Genomic DNA, 19,679 nt, shown 5'->3' on the forward strand with positions numbered 1-19,679 from the left:
CTCTTGGCAAGGGAGTATATTTCAGAAATATTATCTTGATCGTTAACGAATTTGACCGCCTCGTTTGGAGTTTGGACAGTCCGAAAGATAAACGCTAAATGGCAGAGTATGCCAATACAAAATATCTCCCTTGATTATTTGATATAATATGAAGGTTGTTACGTTCAGAATCAGCTAAGAAATACAATATAAAGGAGCTTACTTCAAATGATTCATTCTTTTTTAATGATTGGACAGTCAAATATGGCTGGCCGAGGTTTTTTAAATGATGTTCCGCCTATTTATAATGAACGCATAAAGATGCTCCGAAATGGTCTTTTTCAATTTATGGAGGAACCCATAAATTATGACCGCTCAATTGCCGGTGTTGGTCTTGCGGCATCTTTTGCCGCTGCATGGTGTAAGAAAAACAAGCAGGATGAAATAGGTCTTATTCCCTGCGCCGAAGGAGGCAGCAGTCTTGATGATTGGTCAGTGGACGATGCACTCTTTGCCAATGCAATAGCACAGACAAAACTTGCCCAACGCATCAGCACATTGGACGGAATCATTTGGCACCAAGGAGAAGCTGAGTCTCATTCAGGAAAATATCGTGTCTATCACGATAAGTTTTTTCTAATTATTGAAAGACTGCGCCAAGTACTTAATGTTCAGGAAATTCCTCTTATCATTGGCGGTCTTGGTGACTATCTCAGCGGCGGCATCATGGGAGAGTATTTTAATGAATACAACCAAGTCAACGAAGAACTTAAAAGGTTTGCCTACAGTCATAACAACTGTTATTATGTCACAGCCGAGGGATTGACTTGTAATCCGGACGGTATTCATTTAAACGCTGTATCCCAAAGGATTTTTGGTCTGCGCTACTATGAAGCCTATGACCAAAAATGTCATATTCTCACACCTCTTAGAAATGAAGACAAGGCTATTGAGATAGATAGCGATAGACCATATACCAAGACTGAAAAAGCACAGATGATAAACGTACTCTTTTTTGGTGGCAGGATTTCTTTTGAGGAATATAAACAGAAGATGTCACAAATCGGTGACTGACAAGGCATTTCTTCAATCTCATAGTTACTTGCCGTTTTAGCTTCTATTAATGATCATCCCTTTTGTCCATGTCAGTGAAGGTCTGGAAGAGTTCCCTCAGGACTAAGCAAATGTCTCAATAACAGCTACCGGCTCAAAATCCCTAAGCTTGCAGACCTCTTTGAAATAGACCAGCAGAATAAATAGATCCCGTGGCTCCTCAAATTCATCCACATGTTCAATGTTGATTTGTTTCCCGGCAAAAAATGCCTTCAAATCCAGGCCCTTGTTCTCTTCCTGCCCAATCAGGGCGCTGTATTCATCTACCAGCTTCTGCAGTCTCTCTTGATTTTCGGCATTGACCTCCATATCCGGAAAGCGGTAATTTTTGGAATTTTCCCCAAAGCAAATCATCTCTCTGATGCTTGATTCAGCTTCCGCCGCACTCTCTTCTTCAGGTTTTAACATAATATATTTCTTCGACATCCTACTATCCTTTCCGGAAGCTGAGCCTCCATGATCTGAAATATCCGGTATCCGATATACATTCGCGGCAATCCCGGCAGTTCCTTCCTTATTTTTATTTAATTTCTCCCAGTGTATTCTGCCGGCCTAAACTGCCCCAATAGGTCTGCCAGTATTGACAGATTTCAAGGCCAAAACAAACTTAGGGTATGGTTAAAATCCAATAACCAGGAAACAGTATTAGTCTATCGCATTTCACCCCTCAAATAATGGAGACACCCAACAGACGGAAAGATGAAGGCCGCTACCCTGTTAATAGGGTGGCGGCTTTCATCTTGTCCTTCGCATAAGGCAAAACGCATAGTTTATGCTCATACTTTAAACTATTGCATATAATGCCTATTTAACTTTCGTATAGAAATTAAGCATGTTCCCATCGGGATCTTGGAAATAGAATGAACGATTTCCCCACGGTTGCGTAGTAAGTGGTTTTACAAACTCTACCCCTAATTTTTCCAGGCGCATATATTCATCATCGACATTAGCCACATTAAATTCAAGAATGAGATTTCTGTTTGAACCAGGTAGGGACGATCCTTTTGCAAGACTTTCTTGTAAGCTAAAACTAAATATGGAAAGAATACCACAATCAGTTGGGAATTCCGCATATTCATCTCCAGAAGTTTCAGCTTTGATTTGCAACACCTTTTCGTAAAATTCGCTTAGTTTTTTCACCTCATTTGTAATAATGCAACTGTGGGTAAGTCTCATAGTTGTACCTCCGTCAGATCATATTTTGCAAATTTAATCGCCGTATGACGTTTGTATGTTATGTCAGATAAATAACTGGCAGTTCAAAACTACTATGGAATTTTCTTCTTGTCCTTATTATAATCACTGGTCTCTGCTCTGTTCAATCATTTTTTTGATACGATCATAAAATGTGGACTCATTCCCATAATTTTTTCTTCATTTTTTGTAGGTCGTATAATATTTAACAAGCGTTTCCTATTATTATTGTCTTCCCACGTTTCATTTAAATAAGGTCTCAAGCAAATTACGCTGCATCCGCTGTCATCGCAGTCTGTGCTGTGCCGTGCCGTTGACACTGAGCACCACGCGAGCCCCCCGCTGCTGCCGCCTTGCCGCTCACGGTGGTAGTCCCGGCGTAAACCGGTGTAGCGATAGTTGGCATCGAAACTGAGATGCCAGAATTTAGAAGAAAAGCAATAGATCAGCAAACCGCCCGGCCTGCCTTTTCACTCTCCATTCCTCCCATATCAGTTTACCCAGACAATTTCCCCCGGGATTATGAGTATCAGTGATCCTTGTGTTTAATCCCGAATCGTAAACAGAATGTTGTCCACGGTAAGCCTGGCCGGCAGGATGGTATGCTCCCGGTCGCCCGTGTTCGGCCAGTAGAGCGCCTTATCCTCAATCACCACCTTTCGGAAACACTCAAGATCATTTAACGCAAGGTAAGGAAACGTCTTTATCAATCTTTGCATATTGAACAGGATTTTATGGCCGTGTTCAAATTCTATTCGCAATGTATAATCATCCTGTGGTATTACTTTGATAATCTTGCTCATGAAAACCCTTTCCTTTCTTTTATCATAGATAGTATTTGAAGCAAAAACTACTCTATATAGCTCATCATATAGAGTAGTTCTCAGGTTGAATATCCGCCGTTTGGCGTATTTTATTGTCTCACCAATCAGAAGATTTATAGTTGTAAATTTAAGATCTAGAGTAAGAGCATTTCTTTGTAACGAGAAATGCCTTTTATTTTTGTCAAATCCTGAAGCATATAAAGCCAACAATCACAGCGCAGTTAAAACGATATAAATTTATTGATAATCGATAAATCCTGTGTTAAAATCATTTTATCAATCAAGGTCAATGAATCAGTGAGGTGCTTTAAATGAATGTTAAACAAGGTTCAACCACTTTCTTAAAAGTAATTATTTTTCTGACTGGAATTGCGGTGCTTGCTTTGTGTTTCTTTTGGTTACCTTTGATAACCATTAGAGAACCAAAAGCACATCCAGGGGTCTACTCGCTTTATCCCTTATTGGTATATGCGTATGGATGCTGTATTGCGTTTTCTGTTACATTGTATCAAGCATTTAAACTATTAACCTATATCGAAAGAAACAATGCTTTCTCCGAGTTAGCACTTAAATCTTTGAAGGTTATAAAGAAATGTGGTTTAACAACCATTTTCTTCATCGTGTCAGGGATAGTGACCTTAAAGGTAATTGCTAAAATCACAGGAGATGATTCGGCAGGTCCTATATCATTAAGTCTAATGGGTATTTTAGCAACAAGTATCATCATAGCTATTGTGGACGCACTGCAAAAGCCATTAAAAACGTCCTTGAATTAAAAGCAAAAAATGATTAACGAGGTGTTTTTTATGAAACAAATTACGACCCTTTTTTTAAAGCTAGCTGTTATACTTATAGGAATCCCAGTTCTTGCCTTGTGCCTATTTTTGGTGCCTAAGATCGGGAATTTTGCCGGAGAATTGTATCCAGATATTGCTTATATGAAATCTCTCGTTTTAATCGATATGTACGCGGCAGCGATCCCTTTTTACTTTGCTCTATATCAAGCTTTTAAACTTTTGAGCTATATTGATAAGAACCAAGCCTTCTCGGAATTATCGGTAAAGGCTTTAAAGAACATAAAATACTGTGCCATCACGATCAGCACCTTGTACCTGCTGGGTATGCCACTCTACTATCTCATAGCGGCAAGAGTTGACCCTCCAAGTATCATACCAATCGGATTAGTCATTATTTTCGCCTCTATGGTGATTGCCGTCTTTGCTGCTGTTCTCCAAAGACTTTTACAAGAAGCTATTAATATAAAATCAGAAAATGATTTAACGATCTGAGGTGAATATCATGGCGATTATCATCAATATTGATGTGATGTTGGCAAAAAGAAAAATGAGCGTAACAGAACTTTCGGAGAGGGTTGGAATTACTATGGCGAATCTTTCCATTCTGAAAAATGGGAAAGCAAAAGCAGTTCGTTTTTCAACATTAGAAGCTATATGTAAGACTTTGGATTGTCAGCCAGGTGATATTTTGGAGTATAAAAGCAACTAAATTAGAGCGCCAGGATTTTCCTTATTATGCAAAGTCCTCTGAAAAGTGCCAAACATGAAACCTATTTGCAGGCTCATTACGCCGGAGGTTTGAGTATGTCTGAATACTCAAACCTCTGTTTTTAATGCTAATCAGGTTTAGGCAAATGTCTCAATAACGGCTACAGGCTCAAAATCCTTAAGCTTGCAGACCTCTTTGAAATAGACCAGCAGAATAAATACATCCCGTGGCTCCTCAAATTCATCTAAATGTTCAATGTTGATTTGTTTCCCGGCAAAAAATGTCTTCAGATCCAGTTCCTTGTTCTCTTCCTGCCCAATCAGGGCGCTGTATTCATCTACCAGCTTTTGCAATTTATTTTGATTTTCCTCATTGACCTCCACATCCGGAAAGCGGTAGTTCTTGGAATTTTCCCCAAAGCAAATCATCTCCTTGAGGGTTGATTCCGCTTTCGCTGCAGCCTCTTCTTCAGGTTTTAACATAATATATTTCTTCGACATTCTACTATCCCTTCCGGAAGCTGAGCCTCCATGGTCTGAAATATCCTCCATATCCTATATACATTATCCATTCGCGGCAATCCCGGCAGTTCCTTCCAAACGATTGCTCTTTTATTCTCCTGTCCAAATATGTTAATATCTAAGACGTTGAGAAACTTATTATAAAACTAAGGGGATAACGAATGGATAAAAATGATCTCGCCAAGCTTAGAAAAGAATTTAGGGCAGACAATGACGGACTTAAATTAAAGGAAATTTGCAGCGTTTACATCAAAAAAGATAGCGCGCAAATTCTCGGAGTAGAGACTGAATACTTCGAGCAAATGGACGAATTAAAACAGGAGTTTTACCTGAAAGGGTTTAAAAAACTCATTACGGGTCATCTGGACAGTAAGATTTTTGAACTGAGTTTTGCGGACAACAAACTCGGGGAAAATCCAGAGCAAAAAGTGCTTTTTGAGGCCCTCCACTCGGATTTTAAAGAACAGATTGGGCACATTGTGCAAAAAATAATAGCTAATGGTGAGGCCTACGAAGCGGATTATATGATTTCATTAACACGCGGGGAATTTTGGCTTCCTGCTCAAAATGAAACAGGCCAGGACGATGTGGCCAAAAATGACGTGGTGAATGCTTTTGAATTTATGATGGTTACCGTCAGCTTGGTGACTATACCCAAACGGGCGTTAATGTTTGATTTTGAGGAGAAAAACTTTAGAGTTGATATTCCGATGAATGTCTATATCAATGCCTTATCACCTGAAGAGGGGTTTGTCTTCCCTTCCCTGAGTGACGGGTATACCGATAGCAATAAGGTCATTTATTATACCAAAAAAGATAATCAACCGAGCGAAGCCTTCATTCACCATGTTCTGAATTGTGAAATGATCCCAACAGCCCAAGATGATAAAGAACGATTTTTAACGATTTTCAAGAACGTCGCCGGGGATAAAGTTGAACCTGAAGTCATTGCCAATGTTTATGAACAGATAAATGAATGCATCGTTGAAGCAAATGAAGACGGTGAGATCCCTACCCTTGGTGTCAAAGCTCTCGAACGAATTCTTGTCAAAAGCGGAATTGAAGATACACGTAAACTGGAAAGTGCATTTTTAGAAAATACCGATAAGGCAAATTATGAATTTAAGGCCACCAACCTGCTGCCGAGCAGTAAGGTGATTGAAATCAAAAGCGACGTGGCACAAATCAGGATTCGTCATGAGGAGCTGAAACGGATTAAGCAAGTCAAGAAGAATGGGCGGCAGTACCTGCTCATTGAAATTGACGATCCTGCAATTCTTGAAGGATTTGAATTAAGTACGGAAGAATTTTAAAAAATACCCTAGCCCTTAAAGAGCGGACAGTTTCCAAAATAGACCGAAGCTTTAGATTTGGCTCCATCCACGGTGAATCCCTTGTTAAAACATGTGAGAACCTAGTACTTCCTTGAACTAATCCTTTTAAACACTGCGGTTAAAACTAATCCTACTATTAGTGATATGCTGTAAGCAATGAATTCCGGTAGCCGATAAGCCCAAAATGGTGCTGAATATTCAGGATGCTTTATGTAATCCTGGTAGGCAATGCGTGTTTGTACTGCCCAAACAACGGTAATTGATATAGAAAAGATTAAACATACAAATGAAGCAATCCTAAACATATTTTTCATGATAACCTCCCAAAAATGCTTTCATCCCATCTCCCCAATGATCCTTGGCGGAAACTATTATGTCGTTGAGGAATAGTAGTAGGAAAAAGATTTTTGCGATTAGGCAGCAATTCTTTTCGTCTGATCGCATTGGAATTCTTATCACTTATATCCAATCGCCTTAAGCCAATTTTCAACCTCTTCCGGTGCAATAGCGCCGTTTAGGGCAATACCAGGCAGGATTTTGGATTTCGGGCATTCTCTGGCTATATCATTTTCAATTTGGCAAAATCCACCGCCTCCATGAGTACAAAAAGGGATGACTGTTTTGCCCGCAAAATCGTGCTGTGTAAGAAAGCTTCTAACCGGCGGGGCTAACGTTTTAAACCAATTGGGCGTACCTATAAATATAGTCCGGTACGCATCTATAGGCTCATTTCCGGATACCAGCTTCGGGAAAAATCCACGGGAAATCTGATTTCTCACTTCTTTGGCGGCTGTATTATAGTCAAAGGAGTAATTCTTGTCGGGGATTAATTCTCTTAGAGTTCCGCTCGTCTGTTTTGCTATTTCCAACGCTAAATTCTTCGTATTTTGAAAAAGCGAATAATAGACAACCAGTGTATTGCTCATATAGGGTGTCTCCATTTGTAAAATTTTTGGTTACCGCTATTATAGCCTGCCAGAGGGCAAAACAAAACAGACAAATTTTCTTGTAAAACCAGTCTGTCAGCGTTGCCGCTTCAAATGCCGTTGTCGCCGGCGCAATGGCACGGCAAAAATCCAGTCAGTCAAGGGTTTAAGAGTGGAGATTTTGCGATAGCAAAGTACTACTCGTCCCTTGACTGGCTGGATAGGCGTAGTGGCCAATTATAAACCGAAATCTATAGATTCAGCAGTGCGCGATATTTAGTTGCTATCTGTTTTAATAGGTAGTACATAATCTATAATTACCTTTTCGCCTCGATTTAAAGGTTCACAATAGCGTTCGTTCGTGTATACTTCACACCAGTAAAAATTATTGCGGTCAATTTTTTGACCTGTTTTCTCAATTGCTTCCGTAATCAGTAAATATGCCGAATTAAGTATTTCTACAACATTACTTCCTTCAATTTGAATATGCGCAGTTAAACCACCAGGAACATACTTTGCAAACAGGCCATCTGGTATTTCCGTACCAACCTGTACAAAATCTCCGATAATGAATTCAAAGTTATTCATATCTTTAAAATTGTACATCATACCGATACCAGCATTTGCGTCAATATCTTCGCAACTTTTTACAGCTGACAACATGTCCAATTTCTCAATAGCGTTACTTTGGAAGAAGTCTTGCCATACATTCCCAGCCTCAAAAAATGATGTTTCACGATACATTCCTACCATTAGGCGCTCTCCGACTTCTTTATAAATAATCTTTTTCATTTCTGCCATAATACGTTTTCCTCCTATAAATCTCATTTCTAAGTAATTAAGCGGAAGATAATTAGTTAATATCTGTATCGTGTTCGCCCAACTGGAACGGGAAACGATACAAAAGCGGGTACAGGACGCTTACTATTCCCACAGCCAGCGGAGCTTCAAGATGGGCGGCAAGCCGCCTTACGGCTTTTGCTACCTGGATACATGGGAAACCGTCAGCTCTGACGATAAGCGGCGGGTGCTGAATTTGCTGGTTACTATCATGGAAGCTGCCAGCGAAAGATGAACATTACCTGGAAAATCTGACGGGCAGAATACCACCCATCACACCGTTACCCTGTGTAGTCCCTTATAAATTGTACTTTAGTCCGGTAAAGAACGTTATGACAATAGCACCGCGTCTTGCTGGTGCCATTGTTTATCAGGACTCTTCATCTCTCTTTAACCCTGCATATTTAAACATATTCAATAGGCTCACCAGCCCCTTTGATCCTAAAAAAACTCCAATCCCAAAGATAATTTGAATTAATGCCCCTACCATACCAGGTAATAATCTTGCTGTCATGTTTGGAACCTCAGACGTCGTAAGCATACTCGTCAGGTTCGTTACAATCTTAGGTAAAGAATTTCCTATCAAAAGTAGCCCTATAGCTGAAAATACTATTCTCTGTATATCATCGGCCTTTATACTAGAAGAACTATCGTTGGTAAAATCCCCTGCTTCAACCATAGTCGAAGATAGCCTGCCTGAAAGAACCCAAAGCAAAACTCCAAAGATAATAGGAAATATGTAAGGGACAATTATAGCGATCAAATTTTCAAGCCCCATTTGGTTTGGATTAATGACTGAAGCAGTTAGCACATTGGCAATAATGTCAATTCCTTGAATGATCACATAGACACCAAGAATCTTGCAAGCCAGGCTAACGATCTCGCGTTTATTCATTCTACTCTCCCCCAATGTAGAGTTTGTCTATCCCCACGTTATCAACGAATTTTGCGAAACTGTACGCTGTCAATTCTCTTTCACCGATGTCTTGCCCACTTCTTTGATCATGTAATTGGCCATTGCCTCCTCCACCCTTATCTATTCCACTTCCACATACCCCCTTATATACTCACTGTTTCGGTTTGGGTATGGCTTACTCTCAGAAAGTAGCCGGAGTTCAATGCGAAGGGATTTTTAATGTTTCCTCCCTTCTTCCGGAAGAACTTCTGCTCTTAATTTTACCATATCTGGGTTCCATCTTTCATAGTCTGACAAGATATTGTCAGACAGCTGTGTTATACTTAGGCGATAATAAGTGTAAGGGTGATGAGCCTTGGATAATAACGAGTTTCAAGAATTTATAGCTGGTCAATTTGCTAAACTATTTAGTGAAGTCCAAGCCTTCAAACAGGACGTAAAATCGGAGTTTTCCAAAGTGGACTCCAGACTTATGTCAGTAGAATCGAAACTTACGTCGGTAGAGTCGAAACTTACAACGGTAGAATCGAGACTTACATCGGTAGAGTCGAAACTTACATCAGCAGAATCGTGGCTTACATCAGTAGAACAGTCACAAGTACAATTGGAGACTAATCTTACTGAAAAAATAGATGTCTTGTTCTACGACGCCCGCGAGAGCCAGAAACAGACAAACGCTGAGGTTATAGACGAGATCAGAAAATTAGGCACTAAAGTCGAAGCCTTGCAGATGGAGTCTTCCCTTCACGAAAGAGAAATAAAAGCTTTAAAAAAGGTGTCGCCTTAACCGGCGTCTTTTTTGTTAACAGAACAAGTAAACTCAATGCAGTAAGGAGTGGAGCTTTCTAAGGGTTCGCCTAATAAGGGCCTGAGGAATCATTGCACCCTCAATCTCAAAGCTCCCCTTGCAGAAATAAAGCTGCCTTATGTACCTTAGAAAGGGATTTAATATCGCAAAGAACCAGGACATTTTCATTTCTTCCTGCAAAAGGCTGATTTCAAGCTTGCTTTTCGTCTGCTCCAGCTCGTCCCAGCCGCTGCTTGGCGGAGTTATTACGGTAAAGCATGCCTTATCGTATTTATATGAATTGCAATATAGAATAAAAGCAGTAATATACCACCGCATAAAGGTAGATAAAACGCTGGAATAATGCTGATAATACTGCCTGACAGAATATACCCGATTGGTGTGAAAACTTTTACGATGCTTATGCTAATACTCAGGGATCGTCCTCGGATATTTTCAGGCACTCTGGTCTGAAAATTGTTGATAAATGGAATATCAATCAAAGCGCTAATAAAGCCGATGCAAGCGAGTAGAAATGAGTAATAGGGCACAATCAACTGTGAAGAAGGATGAAGGGCAAGAGCAGGTAACATGCCAAGCGGAAACAGACATGCCGAAAAGAGTACGCCAGTAATCATCATCAGTCTTTTGTACGGAAGACTGCCAGTGACTTTTCTGGTAAGCATTGCGCCGAGAATCATGCCAAACGGCGTAAAGCACTGAACAATCCCATAAGCTTTTGAGGAAAGGTGGAAGGTATTGTTTAGAATATATGGGATTGGAACTGAATAACACAGTGCGCTAAAAAAGTTGACCACCAGAAAATTCAATAATGTGCTTTTAATCCAATCGGTTTTCCGTATATAGTTAATTCCCGCGACGAAATCCCGCCGCAGATCCAATTTCAGCTTCTGGGACATTGGGGTATAATAAAGGCGGAAATCAATCAGGCATTCGGTTAAAGTTGACAGAAGAAAAGCCATCCCGTTCCAAAAGACAAAAAATCGTATATTCATTACAGCATACAGAACCCCACCTAAGCCCGGGCTAATAATGATTGCGGCCGAATCAACAATCTTCCCGATCGAATTTAACCTTATAATGTTATCCTTTGAAACGATATTAGGTACGGCCGAGTCAATGCAGACATTGTAGAGCGCCTGCGAAATCGAAAGCAGCAGCGTGGCGGTATAGATTTCAAAAAGCGTGAACCCCCCTGTGCTGATAATAAACAGCGTAATAAAGAGAAGCCCGTTAAACGTGTCGGTTAAAACTACTATGATCTTTTTGCTGAACCTATCCGCAAGGATGCCGGCAAACGGTCCAATCAGGACAGTCGGGATGATCTGAAGTGAAAGTGTGATAGCAAACGAAAGGCTCGACCCGGTCATTTTCAGGACATACAGTCCTACTGCAAACGTATAGACGGAGGACATCAGGACGGATATGCTCCGCCCCGTCAAAAACATCGTAAAATTGAGTCGCTCACCTTTTGGGCTGCTCGTCAGTCTCACACTCACAGCAAGGCCTCCTTTTTATGAGGCTATTGTAAGACGCGGGGCCAACACGATGTCAAGTATGCAAGCGCCTCGAATTTGAAGGGAAAAAATAAAAAGGTCGGGTTAACCCGATCTTTTTCCAGCGAAGCTGTAATTCAACACTTTTTCACCGCTGCGAAAATAATTTTCATAAATGCCCCCTTTGGTCACAACGTTGGAAGTATATTCGTCTTCCCTGATGAAACCAAGTTCTTCAATTTGCTTTTTGAGAGAATGAATCTGAAAATTCGGCCGGAATTTAACGGGAACCATGCTGTCGGGACTGAAATTCCGGAAAATGATATATGAGCCCAACAACTCAGCCTCTGTTTTTAAGAACCGTTCAACTAATCTCAGCAAAAATTCTCCGTGCTCAAAGCTAAAATTACTTGTTCCTGTAAAATCATATGAAACATCCACAGATCGGGTTTTCAAGGGAATATGGGGAAAATCACAGCAGATAAAAAGGATTCCCTTTCTTTTCTCCGCCTTTTCCAAAATCCCTTTTAAGAATCGTAACTTTCCGGGATCGTGGTCAGCGGCGATGTAAACAGCATCGTCGGGCAGATTATCATAAATGCGCCTCAGGAAAAAGCCGCTCCCACTGCCCAATTCCAGAATCACTTTTTCCGCAAGATTCTCAGAATGGACATGTTGCGCATTCCACTCCAATGCTTTGTAAATCCGATTGAGATATTCAGTATCCGTATTTTGAATATAGGACAAAACATCAAGGGGTGGATCGCCGTCGTTTAAGCCGCCAAAAGCAAACAGGATGCCATCCTGAACCGAATATTCGTTGCCGCATTTACAACTCAGTTTACCAGAAAGGATCATGTTATCTTCCACGACCCCGGGCTTTAAAGCAAGGGGGCCTCCACAGCGATCACAGGCCAGATAATGCATCCAGCTTAGTTGAATGCCCATTTTGAATGACCTATGTTCGTTTTTGACTTCCAGCTTGTGAAGCTCTTCTTTCAGGCGGGATTGTTCACCGTTTAATTTTTCGATTTCGATTTGTGTCCGTTGATATTTTGCTTGAAATATATTCTTATAATATTCGTCCTCCTGAAAGGAGGTCATTTTCCCAAGATGCTTGACGATAAAAATATTTTTAATTTCATGCAAGGCAAATCCTAGCGATTTTAAAAACAGGATTTCATTAAAGTCATTCTGACATTGCCGGTCGAATTCATACTGCTTGTTTTTCTTTTGCGGTATTAACAATTCAAGATCGATATAATGCCGGATTGTGTCAATACTGACCTGATTCTGTTTTGCAAACGCTCCAATCTTCATGATCTACCTGCCCCAATATCAATTTTTCAGATGACATTGTTGACTTAATTATATTCATATAGATATTCTGAACAACTTTTATTGAACGTCTAATTTCCAGCAAAAGCCGCGTGTATAAATAGTTTTCAAGCCTTAACCGCTATGCAACTTAATGTCTATCGGTGCCCTTATCGCCCCGGGCCAACTGCCCCGAAGTGGTTTTCACTGTCGTAATTATACTCTATCAGAATCCGGTGATTTAGTCCATTTCTGTCCGCTCCAACACCCCGCGCCGCCTCAGCAACCAGACTATAAATGAGAGTATTAACACCACCAATCTTGCGAACGAAATCAATACAGAACTCTGTTTGTCAAGGTTGAAATGCTTTTGGGCAAAAAACAGCTGGCGCAACGGTCTTTTCCGCTGCGCCAGCTGTTAATTTTCTTGGGGATGATAAGAACTTCTTAATCCAATTTCGGATAGGCATTTATATTCCCAGAGTTAAGAGATCTTCAAAACGATCAATCACATAATCATAGTCTTCAACCTTCCCAAAGCCATACCTTGCATAGACAAACGGAATTTCCGCCACTTTGGCTGCCTGGGCATCTCCGTCGGTATCTCCTACATAAACAGGTTTTTTCAGTTGATTTCTTGCTATGATGATTTTATTGGTTTCCCCTTTCGAGAGCCCTGTGACACCCCAACATTCAAAATCACTGAAGTATTTATTTAAGCTATGAGCCTTAAAAAAGGCTTGTATATAGCCGTCCTGACAATTACTGACGATGAACAATTTGTATTTTTGAGATAACTTCGCAAGGGTTTCTTCTAAGTTAGGGTATAACATGCCGCCACGCTGTCCTAAATAAACTTGTTCTGTTTCACAGAATTCTTCCATTAGTTTCTTTTGAGAAGCTTCATCTAATTCCGGGAATAATTTTTTGCCGATTTCGTCCATTGGCAATCCCATGCATCCCTGCATATCTTCAGGGGTTACTGCTTTTGTAATGTTGGGGAAGCTTGCCAGGACCCCTTGCCACGCCTCACAAATTCCTGCGATGGAATTCCAAAGAGTGCCGTCTAAATCAAAGATAATGCTATCAATTTCCATTTCTTATGACCATCCCTCTTAATAATAATTACAATCCAAAAGGAATACGATAAACTCTGATTCTGTAAACCAAGGAGCATATTTTTCGATATTAGTAAGTATAGTCTCAATCCTTCCTTAGAGTCAAAACAAATGTCTTTCTTCTTGTAGGTAAGTATTAAAACTCACTATCCCATTCTCAATCAAAATGACGTATTTTCGGTAGACAAAGCAATGTGGTCGCCCCCAGGATAATAAGCAGGGCACTCACTATAATGGTCTTGATACCGCCTATTTTTATGGCCAACCAGCCTGTGAACAGGCTTCCCACGGGCAAGAGCGCAAAGGACCCGAACATATCCAGGCTGGCAACACGTCCAAACGCCTCTGGAGCCACCAGTTCCTGAAGACTTCCTTGCCATGTTAATGACATGATCATAAGACATGCACCATATGCCGCAGAGATAGCCATGAGTACCAATGGTGTTCGTGCGAAAATAAGGACGAGTCTCGCCATCCCTATACCGAGCATACTTCCATAGTTGACTAATCCCCTTTTGCGCCAGCGCTGCCGGCGTCCGTACACTAGTGCGCATAAAATACCTCCAAGCCCTGATGTACTGGCAATCAGGCCATAGACGGCGTCGGACATACCAAGATGAACCTTGATTAACCAAGGCAGCAGAATGGTTGTGACTCCGCTACTGGCAATATTGATGAAAGCAGCGGCAATAATACCTACCCACAGCCATTGGTGTTTACGCAGTTCCTGATACCCACCCGTAAGTTCATGGGCAAAATGGCGCAGGCCACTCGCTTCTCGATTAGAAATCCGTTCAGGCGAGTCTAGTCGAAGAAATGCCAGGCTGACAATTGAAATCAAAAATGTTGCGGCATCAACCCAAAATCCAACAGCCAAACTTGCCAGGCCGACAATCAGCCCGCCAGCGGCCGGGCCGAGCAACTTAGCAACCTGCTGGCTTACCTGGGTTAACCCGTTCGCCGCATTTCGGACATCGGGCGTGAAAATCTGGGAGCGTGCTGCCGAATAGGCCGGTTGGAACAGGGAATCCATAACACCGTAAAGTAGCACGAACGCATAAAGAAGAGGCATCGTCAGCCGATGCGTTCCCGCCAATACGGCTATGACGGCCACCAGTAGTCCGCGAGAAATATCAGTCGTCATCATTAGCAAGGAACGCGAAGCGCGGTCAACTAGAAGCCCTGTAAACGGCAAGAGCACGACCTGCGGTAATATAAGTAGTGCCATGACAAGTCCCATTTGCAGCGTAGAGCGGCCCATGGAATACACCGCAAGAGGTATTGTCACCCAAAGGATGGCATCTCCAAATTGCGAGAAAGTCTGCCCCATCCACAACATTGTAAATTGCCGGGATCTTAAAGGGCTTAGCAACGTTCCGCGAACAGTTTCAGCAGAATCCATTGAGAGCGTCGACTTGTTGGTACCATTGTTCATCAGTCGGAAACCTCCATTTATCGTTCAAGCACATTGCGAGCCTCATCATCTAGAGTTGCTATCAGTCCCACATGGCCGTTTTCTGCAACTTGGGTATTTTGCCTATCCCCTCGAAAAAGTGGAATAACGGAAATCGCAACCATTGTTCTAAACTCAACATAACAAAAGTTGCGATTTAATACTCGATTCATATTCCTTTACCCTTTGTATTCTGATCTGATTTTTGGGGAAGAGCCATGTTAGATTCCTCCCTGCTGGAATTTTAATATCCAGGAATATAGTCTTGGGGAAGAGCCTTTTCTTATAGTTACCTACCTAGTAATGAGGGATTGCTGGGATTTTTAAATAGGTAATGCAACATCAAACTTGCGGCTGCTAGTTTATATTTTTTCTCATAATCAATCGAGGCAGTATCTTGCATAAAGCTTGCAATGTCCTGCTTATTTAGCCCAGCATAGAGTGCTATAGTTTCATATTCAAGACCAAATAATAGTACAAGTAACTCAATAACAGCTTTTACTCGTTTATCTTCGCTAACCACAGACGCTGGCATTCCATCTGAAAGAAAAATAATTAAATTGAATAGCCCTCGGTTTTCAATTAAGAATAAATCAGTTATTTCCTTTTTTCCGTTGACAAAATCCGAAAGCGACTCAATACTAACTTGCGTTACTATGTTTAATGTTTTTAATGAAATCTTATATTCATTGACAATAGTTAAGAACTTTTCCTTTAGCTTATCCTTTGTCAGCATGTTTGAGATCTTAATTTTATGTTCTTGCATCCGCTAACCTCCCTGCTTTAAAAACTAGGTGGCACATATCTTTGTAACGTTTGCAATTCTAAACATAAATTTCTATAATCATTTCTAATTTTCCTGCGCCACTACAGGAATTTTAACCATGCGTTTGCGGGCTGTGACAGGTTCGCTGGTACTTCCTCTAATACAAACCCATTAGTTAAAATCATTAACCGCCGATGAACCGATAGCCTTCAGGCTAGTGTGCAGATCTTTTTGTTCATGCGCCGGTCCATTGCGCATACCGGTAACGACAGGTACCTCTTGAACAGTAAATTCCAGCAGCTCAAACATGTGCCTCGTATAATCAATATACGGCTGAAACAGGCCGGAATCAGGATTGCCCTGATTAAAAGTAAGGATCAGCTTTTTCTCGGCGGTACTCTCTTCTTTGAAATACGGAGAGTAGCGCGGAGAGAAGCGCGCAAACATCCGGTCGATGATTGTCTTGGCCTGGGCACTCATCTGCGTCAGATAAATCGGCGAGCCGAAAATAATGGCATTGGCACGATCCATCGCCTCATTAAGTTTCTGCATGTCGTCTTTAATAACACAACCCTGATCGCTCTTATGGCAGCCCCAACAACCCCGGCAGGGGTTGATATCGAGATCGCTGAAATACCAGGACTCCGTTTCGGCTCCCTGTTCTTTCGCACCTTCGAGTATTTTGTTGACGATCCAGGCGGTATTGCCTTCTTTCCGCGGACTGGCGATAATTCCGATCATCTTCATCTTGCTTCTTTCCTCCTTAGTGGTACTTTGTGCTGTAGATTGTGTGTTTATTGCTGTAAATCTATACCTTTGAAATTCATACCGCGCGAACAACACAGTTATGTTTCCTTGGCAACATAATTATCCTATCACTTTATTGTTTCCTTGTCAATAATAAAGGAGGCGGTATCCTGCACTGACGTTTCAGCGCAGGATACCGCCCCCCCTAGATTGCTTTTTGAGACAACCCGTTATTCAAAATCATTTCCCATTGTTATATCTAAATCTTTGGTTATATCGACACCTTGTTTCTTTAGCTCCGCATCCAAATGCCTGCTGTACTTTTCCACGAAGCTGAGCATACTCTCAAATTGCTCCTCGGTTACCTGCTCAAATACGGCCTTATCCCGCTCGCGAAACTCTTTGTGCAGTTCCTCATGGACTTTATTAATTGCTTCCCCTTGGGGAGTCAAGCGAAAATAGATTTCTTTCTTGTTGTCCGGCTTCTGGTAGCTTGCGATAAGACCTTTTTTTATGAGCTTCTTAGCTAATTTGCTTATGGCCCCTCTGGTCATATAAAAGGACTCCGCAAGTTTGGTCACGTTGGAGTCCGCATTTCTGCCAATGTATTCGAGGCAATGTATTTCAGAAGACTTATACTCCTTGAGACCATCTTCTGTCTTAAACTTAAGCTTATTAAGAAAAATCCACTTGTTCAACAAGTCATTGAAACCTCTTAAAACCTGTTCTTCTTTGTTCATGGCCAGTCCTCCCGCCCCTTGGTGCACTAACCACATTATATTAAACTTTTGTTTCTCTTGCAACAATGTTAAAGCAACTATTCTAAGGCTACTATTCTAAAGACTACTATATCTAAGGCTGCTTATCCACTATCCCTTCTACGAAGGCTAGAATCTCCTGACTTTTGGCGTTAAGTTGTTCCAGAGAGGCGGATATTTGTTCTACGTGATTGCTCATTTCGTTCATTTCATTTTCTAAGTCCACAGCAATCCCGGTTATGCTCCCGATCAAATTGAGCATGGATTTTTCATCATTTAAAGTAGCTTTGACGACTTGGTTAGACTGCTCGGCTAATTTGCGCACCTCCTGAGCCACTATAGCAAAACCTCTGCCCTGTTCGCCTGCCCTTGCAGCTTCGATGGCCGCATTCAAAGCCAGAAGATTTGTCTGACTGGCAATTTTCTCGATCGTATTGGAAGAGTTAGCAAAGTTGACTAATCTCTCTTTCATTTGCTCGACATCTTCCCGCAGAAGGGAAGATGTATTGGTGTTGTTAGTCACTCTTGTCATTATATTCTGTAAATTAAGGGCGCTATGTTCATGGGAACTTGCTATTTCATCGAGCGACGCTTTAATGTTAGCGACATCAACTTCCAGCTTCTCACTGTACTCCAGCCTCTCACTGCTGAGCTTTTGAATTTGGGCGAGCATTTTGTTGATCTCAGCATTCTTCTGATTTTTCGCAATAACTTCATTGCGGGCATAATTAATACAGTTCAGCGGCACATTTAAACCATTATAAATCCCTTTCGCCATTTCCCGGCAAGTTGCATAACCACAAGCCAGACAATTAATCGTCCGGGCTGCTTCGTCTTCTTTGTACATGCTTTTGAAAACCTGATCGTATTCCGGCTCACTGGGATTAAGTAAATCCTTAGCCTTTCTTGTTTGATCATAAGTGCGGATAAAATCTTCCAGTTTTAAGGTTTTATCGAAATACTGATTCAACCAGGCAATCCGCTTAAGCGGCTTTTTAAATTTGCCTTTTTCATACTGCTGGGATTTTTCATATTTCATTTGATTAAAGTCGTGGTCGATATCATCAATGATGTCTTCCGTTATGACGGAGGCTGTGCCAATGTTGCAGCCATGCTGGCAGTTAAGAATATCCACCAAAAGAGGAACCGGCTTGTTCTGCTTAACTCTCCGGGCATAGATATCCAAATAATTATAGGCGGTCTGCAAACCTTCTACCTGTTTGACCCAGGCCTTGGGAATGAGGGCTTCTACGTTTTCTCTCAGCCCGCCGGGCCTGCTGTAGAGACAGCCCAAGGAACAGGCTATATCAAAAAAGCCCGCTTCTTCATACTGACTCAGGTCAACCTTATGTTTGTCGAGATATTCCTTTAATCTCCTATAGGTAACGTTGTAACTGATAATTTTTCCCGTAGTGAGGAATTCCCCTCTTTTGGCGATGCAGGGGGAGAGCACGGCTAAGGCAGAATTATCCTTTAAATAGTTTTGAATATATATAGCGGTGCAGAGTATGGGACTGTGTATGGGCGCAAGCTGACTCAGCAATTCAGGCTTTAACTTTTCAAGATAGTTGACAACCGCCGGACAAGGCTGGGCGATCATCGTCGGTAAATTCTTTTGGCTGATAACTTTAAGATAGGCCCATGTCGTTATATCCGCTCCGAAAGAAACGTCATAGACAACCGTTACTCCCTTCTTAACTAAAAAGCCAAATAACCGTTTATAGGCGGGGAAATTTACTCTTAATGACGGAGCGGCAAGCAGCGCTATTTTTTTGCCGCTTGCCAGGTCGGCAAAAAATCCCTCCGTATCATCAAGAAAGCCGCGGGCATTGTGGTCGCAGTTGCTGATACACTGGCCGCATTCAATACACCTTTCATAGTTAATTTTGGCTTTAACCTTGCCGTCGGCGATATAAACAATGTTTGCCTGGACCGGACACTCTCTCACACACTTGTTACAACCTTGGCAGGCACTTTCATCCGTGACAATATTACCTTTAACACCCGAATTATTTTCCATGCTTGCTCCGTCCCTTCCTCTACCCTGCAGTCCCTCAAACCCT

Annotated in this window: 22 protein-coding genes and 1 pseudogene; 7 read left to right on the forward strand and 16 right to left on the reverse strand. The window is 41.5% G+C overall.

Annotated features, from left to right (window positions below; all coding sequences use genetic code 11):
• Positions 1-207 precede the first annotated feature (207 nt).
• Entirely contained in the window at positions 208-1,053 is an 846-nt protein-coding gene (locus REC12_RS23935) for a sialate O-acetylesterase (protein ID WP_308898542.1), read from the forward strand.
• Positions 1,054-1,155: 102 nt separating this feature from the next.
• Here the strand turns inward: REC12_RS23935 and REC12_RS23940 are convergent, their stop codons facing one another.
• The 3 genes from REC12_RS23940 to REC12_RS23950 all read right to left on the reverse strand — a co-directional run bounded on the left by REC12_RS23940 (position 1,156) and on the right by REC12_RS23950 (position 3,089).
• Positions 1,156-1,518 (reverse strand): hypothetical protein, encoded by a 363-nt coding sequence (locus REC12_RS23940; protein ID WP_308898543.1) that lies wholly within the window; start codon positions 1,516-1,518, stop codon positions 1,156-1,158.
• A gap of 378 nt (positions 1,519-1,896) precedes the next feature.
• Positions 1,897-2,268, reverse strand: a complete 372-nt coding sequence (locus tag REC12_RS23945) for a VOC family protein (RefSeq protein WP_308898546.1) — start codon at positions 2,266-2,268, stop codon at positions 1,897-1,899.
• Positions 2,269-2,831: 563 nt separating this feature from the next.
• Complete coding sequence (locus REC12_RS23950) at positions 2,832-3,089, reverse strand: DUF2442 domain-containing protein (RefSeq protein WP_308898547.1); 258 nt, start codon at positions 3,087-3,089, stop codon at positions 2,832-2,834.
• A 332-nt stretch (positions 3,090-3,421) separates the two neighbouring features.
• Between REC12_RS23950 and REC12_RS23955 the strand changes: the two genes are divergently transcribed.
• Genes REC12_RS23955 through REC12_RS23965 form a run of 3 tightly spaced genes read left to right on the forward strand, consistent with a single transcriptional unit; the run spans position 3,422 to position 4,616 of the window.
• The gene (locus REC12_RS23955; protein ID WP_308898548.1) at positions 3,422-3,886 is read left to right on the forward strand and encodes a DUF2975 domain-containing protein; all 465 of its coding nucleotides are present in this window, start codon (positions 3,422-3,424) and stop codon (positions 3,884-3,886) included.
• Between the two features lie 30 nt (positions 3,887-3,916).
• Positions 3,917-4,399, forward strand: a complete 483-nt coding sequence (locus REC12_RS23960) for a DUF2975 domain-containing protein (RefSeq protein ID WP_308898549.1) — start codon at positions 3,917-3,919, stop codon at positions 4,397-4,399.
• A 10-nt stretch (positions 4,400-4,409) separates the two neighbouring features.
• Positions 4,410-4,616, forward strand: a complete 207-nt coding sequence (locus REC12_RS23965) for a helix-turn-helix domain-containing protein (protein ID WP_308898550.1) — start codon at positions 4,410-4,412, stop codon at positions 4,614-4,616.
• Between the two features lie 137 nt (positions 4,617-4,753).
• Here the strand turns inward: REC12_RS23965 and REC12_RS23970 are convergent, their stop codons facing one another.
• Positions 4,754-5,116 carry a hypothetical protein gene (locus REC12_RS23970; protein ID WP_308898551.1) on the reverse strand — a complete coding sequence of 121 codons (363 nt, stop codon included), beginning with the start codon at positions 5,114-5,116 and terminating at the stop codon, positions 4,754-4,756.
• 182 nt (positions 5,117-5,298) lie between these two features.
• On the opposite strand from REC12_RS23970, the gene REC12_RS23975 reads away from it, so the two are divergent.
• Positions 5,299-6,450, forward strand: coding sequence for a DUF4317 domain-containing protein (locus REC12_RS23975; RefSeq protein ID WP_308898552.1), 1,152 nt, complete (start codon positions 5,299-5,301; stop codon positions 6,448-6,450).
• A 101-nt stretch (positions 6,451-6,551) separates the two neighbouring features.
• Here REC12_RS23975 and REC12_RS23980 read toward each other — a convergent pair whose 3' ends face one another.
• The 3 genes from REC12_RS23980 to REC12_RS23990 all read right to left on the reverse strand — a co-directional run bounded on the left by REC12_RS23980 (position 6,552) and on the right by REC12_RS23990 (position 8,198).
• On the reverse strand, positions 6,552-6,785 hold the full coding sequence (locus tag REC12_RS23980) for a hypothetical protein (RefSeq protein ID WP_308898554.1): 234 nt from the start codon (positions 6,783-6,785) through the stop codon (positions 6,552-6,554).
• 141 nt (positions 6,786-6,926) lie between these two features.
• On the reverse strand, positions 6,927-7,397 hold the full coding sequence (locus REC12_RS23985) for a flavodoxin (RefSeq protein ID WP_308898555.1): 471 nt from the start codon (positions 7,395-7,397) through the stop codon (positions 6,927-6,929).
• A gap of 276 nt (positions 7,398-7,673) precedes the next feature.
• A complete protein-coding gene (locus tag REC12_RS23990) occupies positions 7,674-8,198 on the reverse strand; it encodes a GyrI-like domain-containing protein (protein WP_308898557.1) in 525 nt (174 codons plus the stop codon).
• 52 nt (positions 8,199-8,250) lie between these two features.
• Here REC12_RS23990 and REC12_RS23995 point away from each other — a divergent pair.
• Positions 8,251-8,376 (forward strand): annotated as a pseudogene (locus tag REC12_RS23995) (recombinase family protein); the annotation flags it as partial.
• Positions 8,377-8,607: 231 nt separating this feature from the next.
• On the opposite strand, the gene REC12_RS24000 reads toward REC12_RS23995, so the two are convergent.
• Positions 8,608-9,132, reverse strand: coding sequence for a hypothetical protein (locus REC12_RS24000; protein ID WP_308898559.1), 525 nt, complete (start codon positions 9,130-9,132; stop codon positions 8,608-8,610).
• Positions 9,133-9,508: 376 nt separating this feature from the next.
• Between REC12_RS24000 and REC12_RS24005 the strand changes: the two genes are divergently transcribed.
• Positions 9,509-9,940: a hypothetical protein gene (locus REC12_RS24005; RefSeq protein WP_308898560.1), complete on the forward strand. Its 432-nt coding sequence runs from the start codon at positions 9,509-9,511 to the stop codon at positions 9,938-9,940.
• Between the two features lie 266 nt (positions 9,941-10,206).
• Here REC12_RS24005 and REC12_RS24010 read toward each other — a convergent pair whose 3' ends face one another.
• The 8 genes from REC12_RS24010 to REC12_RS24045 form a co-directional block, all read right to left on the reverse strand.
• Positions 10,207-11,460, reverse strand: a complete 1,254-nt coding sequence (locus REC12_RS24010; RefSeq protein WP_308898563.1) for an MFS transporter — start codon at positions 11,458-11,460, stop codon at positions 10,207-10,209.
• A 102-nt stretch (positions 11,461-11,562) separates the two neighbouring features.
• Positions 11,563-12,777 carry a MerR family transcriptional regulator gene (locus tag REC12_RS24015; RefSeq protein ID WP_308898565.1) on the reverse strand — a complete coding sequence of 405 codons (1,215 nt, stop codon included), beginning with the start codon at positions 12,775-12,777 and terminating at the stop codon, positions 11,563-11,565.
• Positions 12,778-13,244: 467 nt separating this feature from the next.
• Complete coding sequence (locus tag REC12_RS24020) at positions 13,245-13,871, reverse strand: HAD family hydrolase (protein ID WP_308898566.1); 627 nt, start codon at positions 13,869-13,871, stop codon at positions 13,245-13,247.
• A 178-nt stretch (positions 13,872-14,049) separates the two neighbouring features.
• On the reverse strand, positions 14,050-15,327 hold the full coding sequence (locus tag REC12_RS24025) for an MFS transporter (RefSeq protein WP_308898568.1): 1,278 nt from the start codon (positions 15,325-15,327) through the stop codon (positions 14,050-14,052).
• Between the two features lie 307 nt (positions 15,328-15,634).
• On the reverse strand, positions 15,635-16,111 hold the full coding sequence (locus REC12_RS24030) for an HTH domain-containing protein (protein WP_308898569.1): 477 nt from the start codon (positions 16,109-16,111) through the stop codon (positions 15,635-15,637).
• 171 nt (positions 16,112-16,282) lie between these two features.
• Positions 16,283-16,858, reverse strand: coding sequence for a flavodoxin family protein (locus tag REC12_RS24035; RefSeq protein WP_308898571.1), 576 nt, complete (start codon positions 16,856-16,858; stop codon positions 16,283-16,285).
• Between the two features lie 230 nt (positions 16,859-17,088).
• The gene (locus tag REC12_RS24040; RefSeq protein ID WP_308898573.1) at positions 17,089-17,598 is read right to left on the reverse strand and encodes a MarR family transcriptional regulator; all 510 of its coding nucleotides are present in this window, start codon (positions 17,596-17,598) and stop codon (positions 17,089-17,091) included.
• A gap of 112 nt (positions 17,599-17,710) precedes the next feature.
• Positions 17,711-19,636: a [Fe-Fe] hydrogenase large subunit C-terminal domain-containing protein gene (locus tag REC12_RS24045; RefSeq protein WP_308898575.1), complete on the reverse strand. Its 1,926-nt coding sequence runs from the start codon at positions 19,634-19,636 to the stop codon at positions 17,711-17,713.
• Positions 19,637-19,679: the final 43 nt, after the last annotated feature.

This window comes from Candidatus Desulfosporosinus nitrosoreducens, from assembly GCF_030954495.1.
Taxonomy (GTDB): domain Bacteria; phylum Bacillota; class Desulfitobacteriia; order Desulfitobacteriales; family Desulfitobacteriaceae; genus Desulfosporosinus; species Desulfosporosinus nitrosoreducens.

Excerpts from the sequence above, each read along its gene's own strand:
- REC12_RS24030 (WP_308898569.1), bottom strand. The coding sequence starts at position 16,111 with ATGCAAGAACATAAAATTAAGATCTCAAACATGCTGACAAAGGATAAG.
- REC12_RS24035 (WP_308898571.1), bottom strand. The coding sequence starts at position 16,858 with ATGAAGATGATCGGAATTATCGCCAGTCCGCGGAAAGAAGGCAATACC.
- REC12_RS24020 (WP_308898566.1), bottom strand. The coding sequence starts at position 13,871 with ATGGAAATTGATAGCATTATCTTTGATTTAGACGGCACTCTTTGGAAT.
- REC12_RS23985 (WP_308898555.1), bottom strand. The coding sequence starts at position 7,397 with ATGAGCAATACACTGGTTGTCTATTATTCGCTTTTTCAAAATACGAAG.
- REC12_RS23940 (WP_308898543.1), bottom strand. The coding sequence starts at position 1,518 with ATGTCGAAGAAATATATTATGTTAAAACCTGAAGAAGAGAGTGCGGCG.
- REC12_RS23970 (WP_308898551.1), bottom strand. The coding sequence starts at position 5,116 with ATGTCGAAGAAATATATTATGTTAAAACCTGAAGAAGAGGCTGCAGCG.
- REC12_RS24015 (WP_308898565.1), bottom strand. The coding sequence starts at position 12,777 with ATGAAGATTGGAGCGTTTGCAAAACAGAATCAGGTCAGTATTGACACA.
- REC12_RS23935 (WP_308898542.1), top strand. The coding sequence starts at position 208 with ATGATTCATTCTTTTTTAATGATTGGACAGTCAAATATGGCTGGCCGA.
- REC12_RS24025 (WP_308898568.1), bottom strand. The coding sequence starts at position 15,327 with ATGAACAATGGTACCAACAAGTCGACGCTCTCAATGGATTCTGCTGAA.
- REC12_RS23945 (WP_308898546.1), bottom strand. The coding sequence starts at position 2,268 with ATGAGACTTACCCACAGTTGCATTATTACAAATGAGGTGAAAAAACTA.
- REC12_RS24045 (WP_308898575.1), bottom strand. The coding sequence starts at position 19,636 with ATGGAAAATAATTCGGGTGTTAAAGGTAATATTGTCACGGATGAAAGT.
- REC12_RS23955 (WP_308898548.1), top strand. The coding sequence starts at position 3,422 with ATGAATGTTAAACAAGGTTCAACCACTTTCTTAAAAGTAATTATTTTT.
- REC12_RS23975 (WP_308898552.1), top strand. The coding sequence starts at position 5,299 with ATGGATAAAAATGATCTCGCCAAGCTTAGAAAAGAATTTAGGGCAGAC.
- REC12_RS23980 (WP_308898554.1), bottom strand. The coding sequence starts at position 6,785 with ATGAAAAATATGTTTAGGATTGCTTCATTTGTATGTTTAATCTTTTCT.
- REC12_RS23960 (WP_308898549.1), top strand. The coding sequence starts at position 3,917 with ATGAAACAAATTACGACCCTTTTTTTAAAGCTAGCTGTTATACTTATA.
- REC12_RS23965 (WP_308898550.1), top strand. The coding sequence starts at position 4,410 with ATGGCGATTATCATCAATATTGATGTGATGTTGGCAAAAAGAAAAATG.
- REC12_RS23990 (WP_308898557.1), bottom strand. The coding sequence starts at position 8,198 with ATGGCAGAAATGAAAAAGATTATTTATAAAGAAGTCGGAGAGCGCCTA.
- REC12_RS24000 (WP_308898559.1), bottom strand. The coding sequence starts at position 9,132 with ATGAATAAACGCGAGATCGTTAGCCTGGCTTGCAAGATTCTTGGTGTC.
- REC12_RS24040 (WP_308898573.1), bottom strand. The coding sequence starts at position 17,598 with ATGAACAAAGAAGAACAGGTTTTAAGAGGTTTCAATGACTTGTTGAAC.
- REC12_RS23950 (WP_308898547.1), bottom strand. The coding sequence starts at position 3,089 with ATGAGCAAGATTATCAAAGTAATACCACAGGATGATTATACATTGCGA.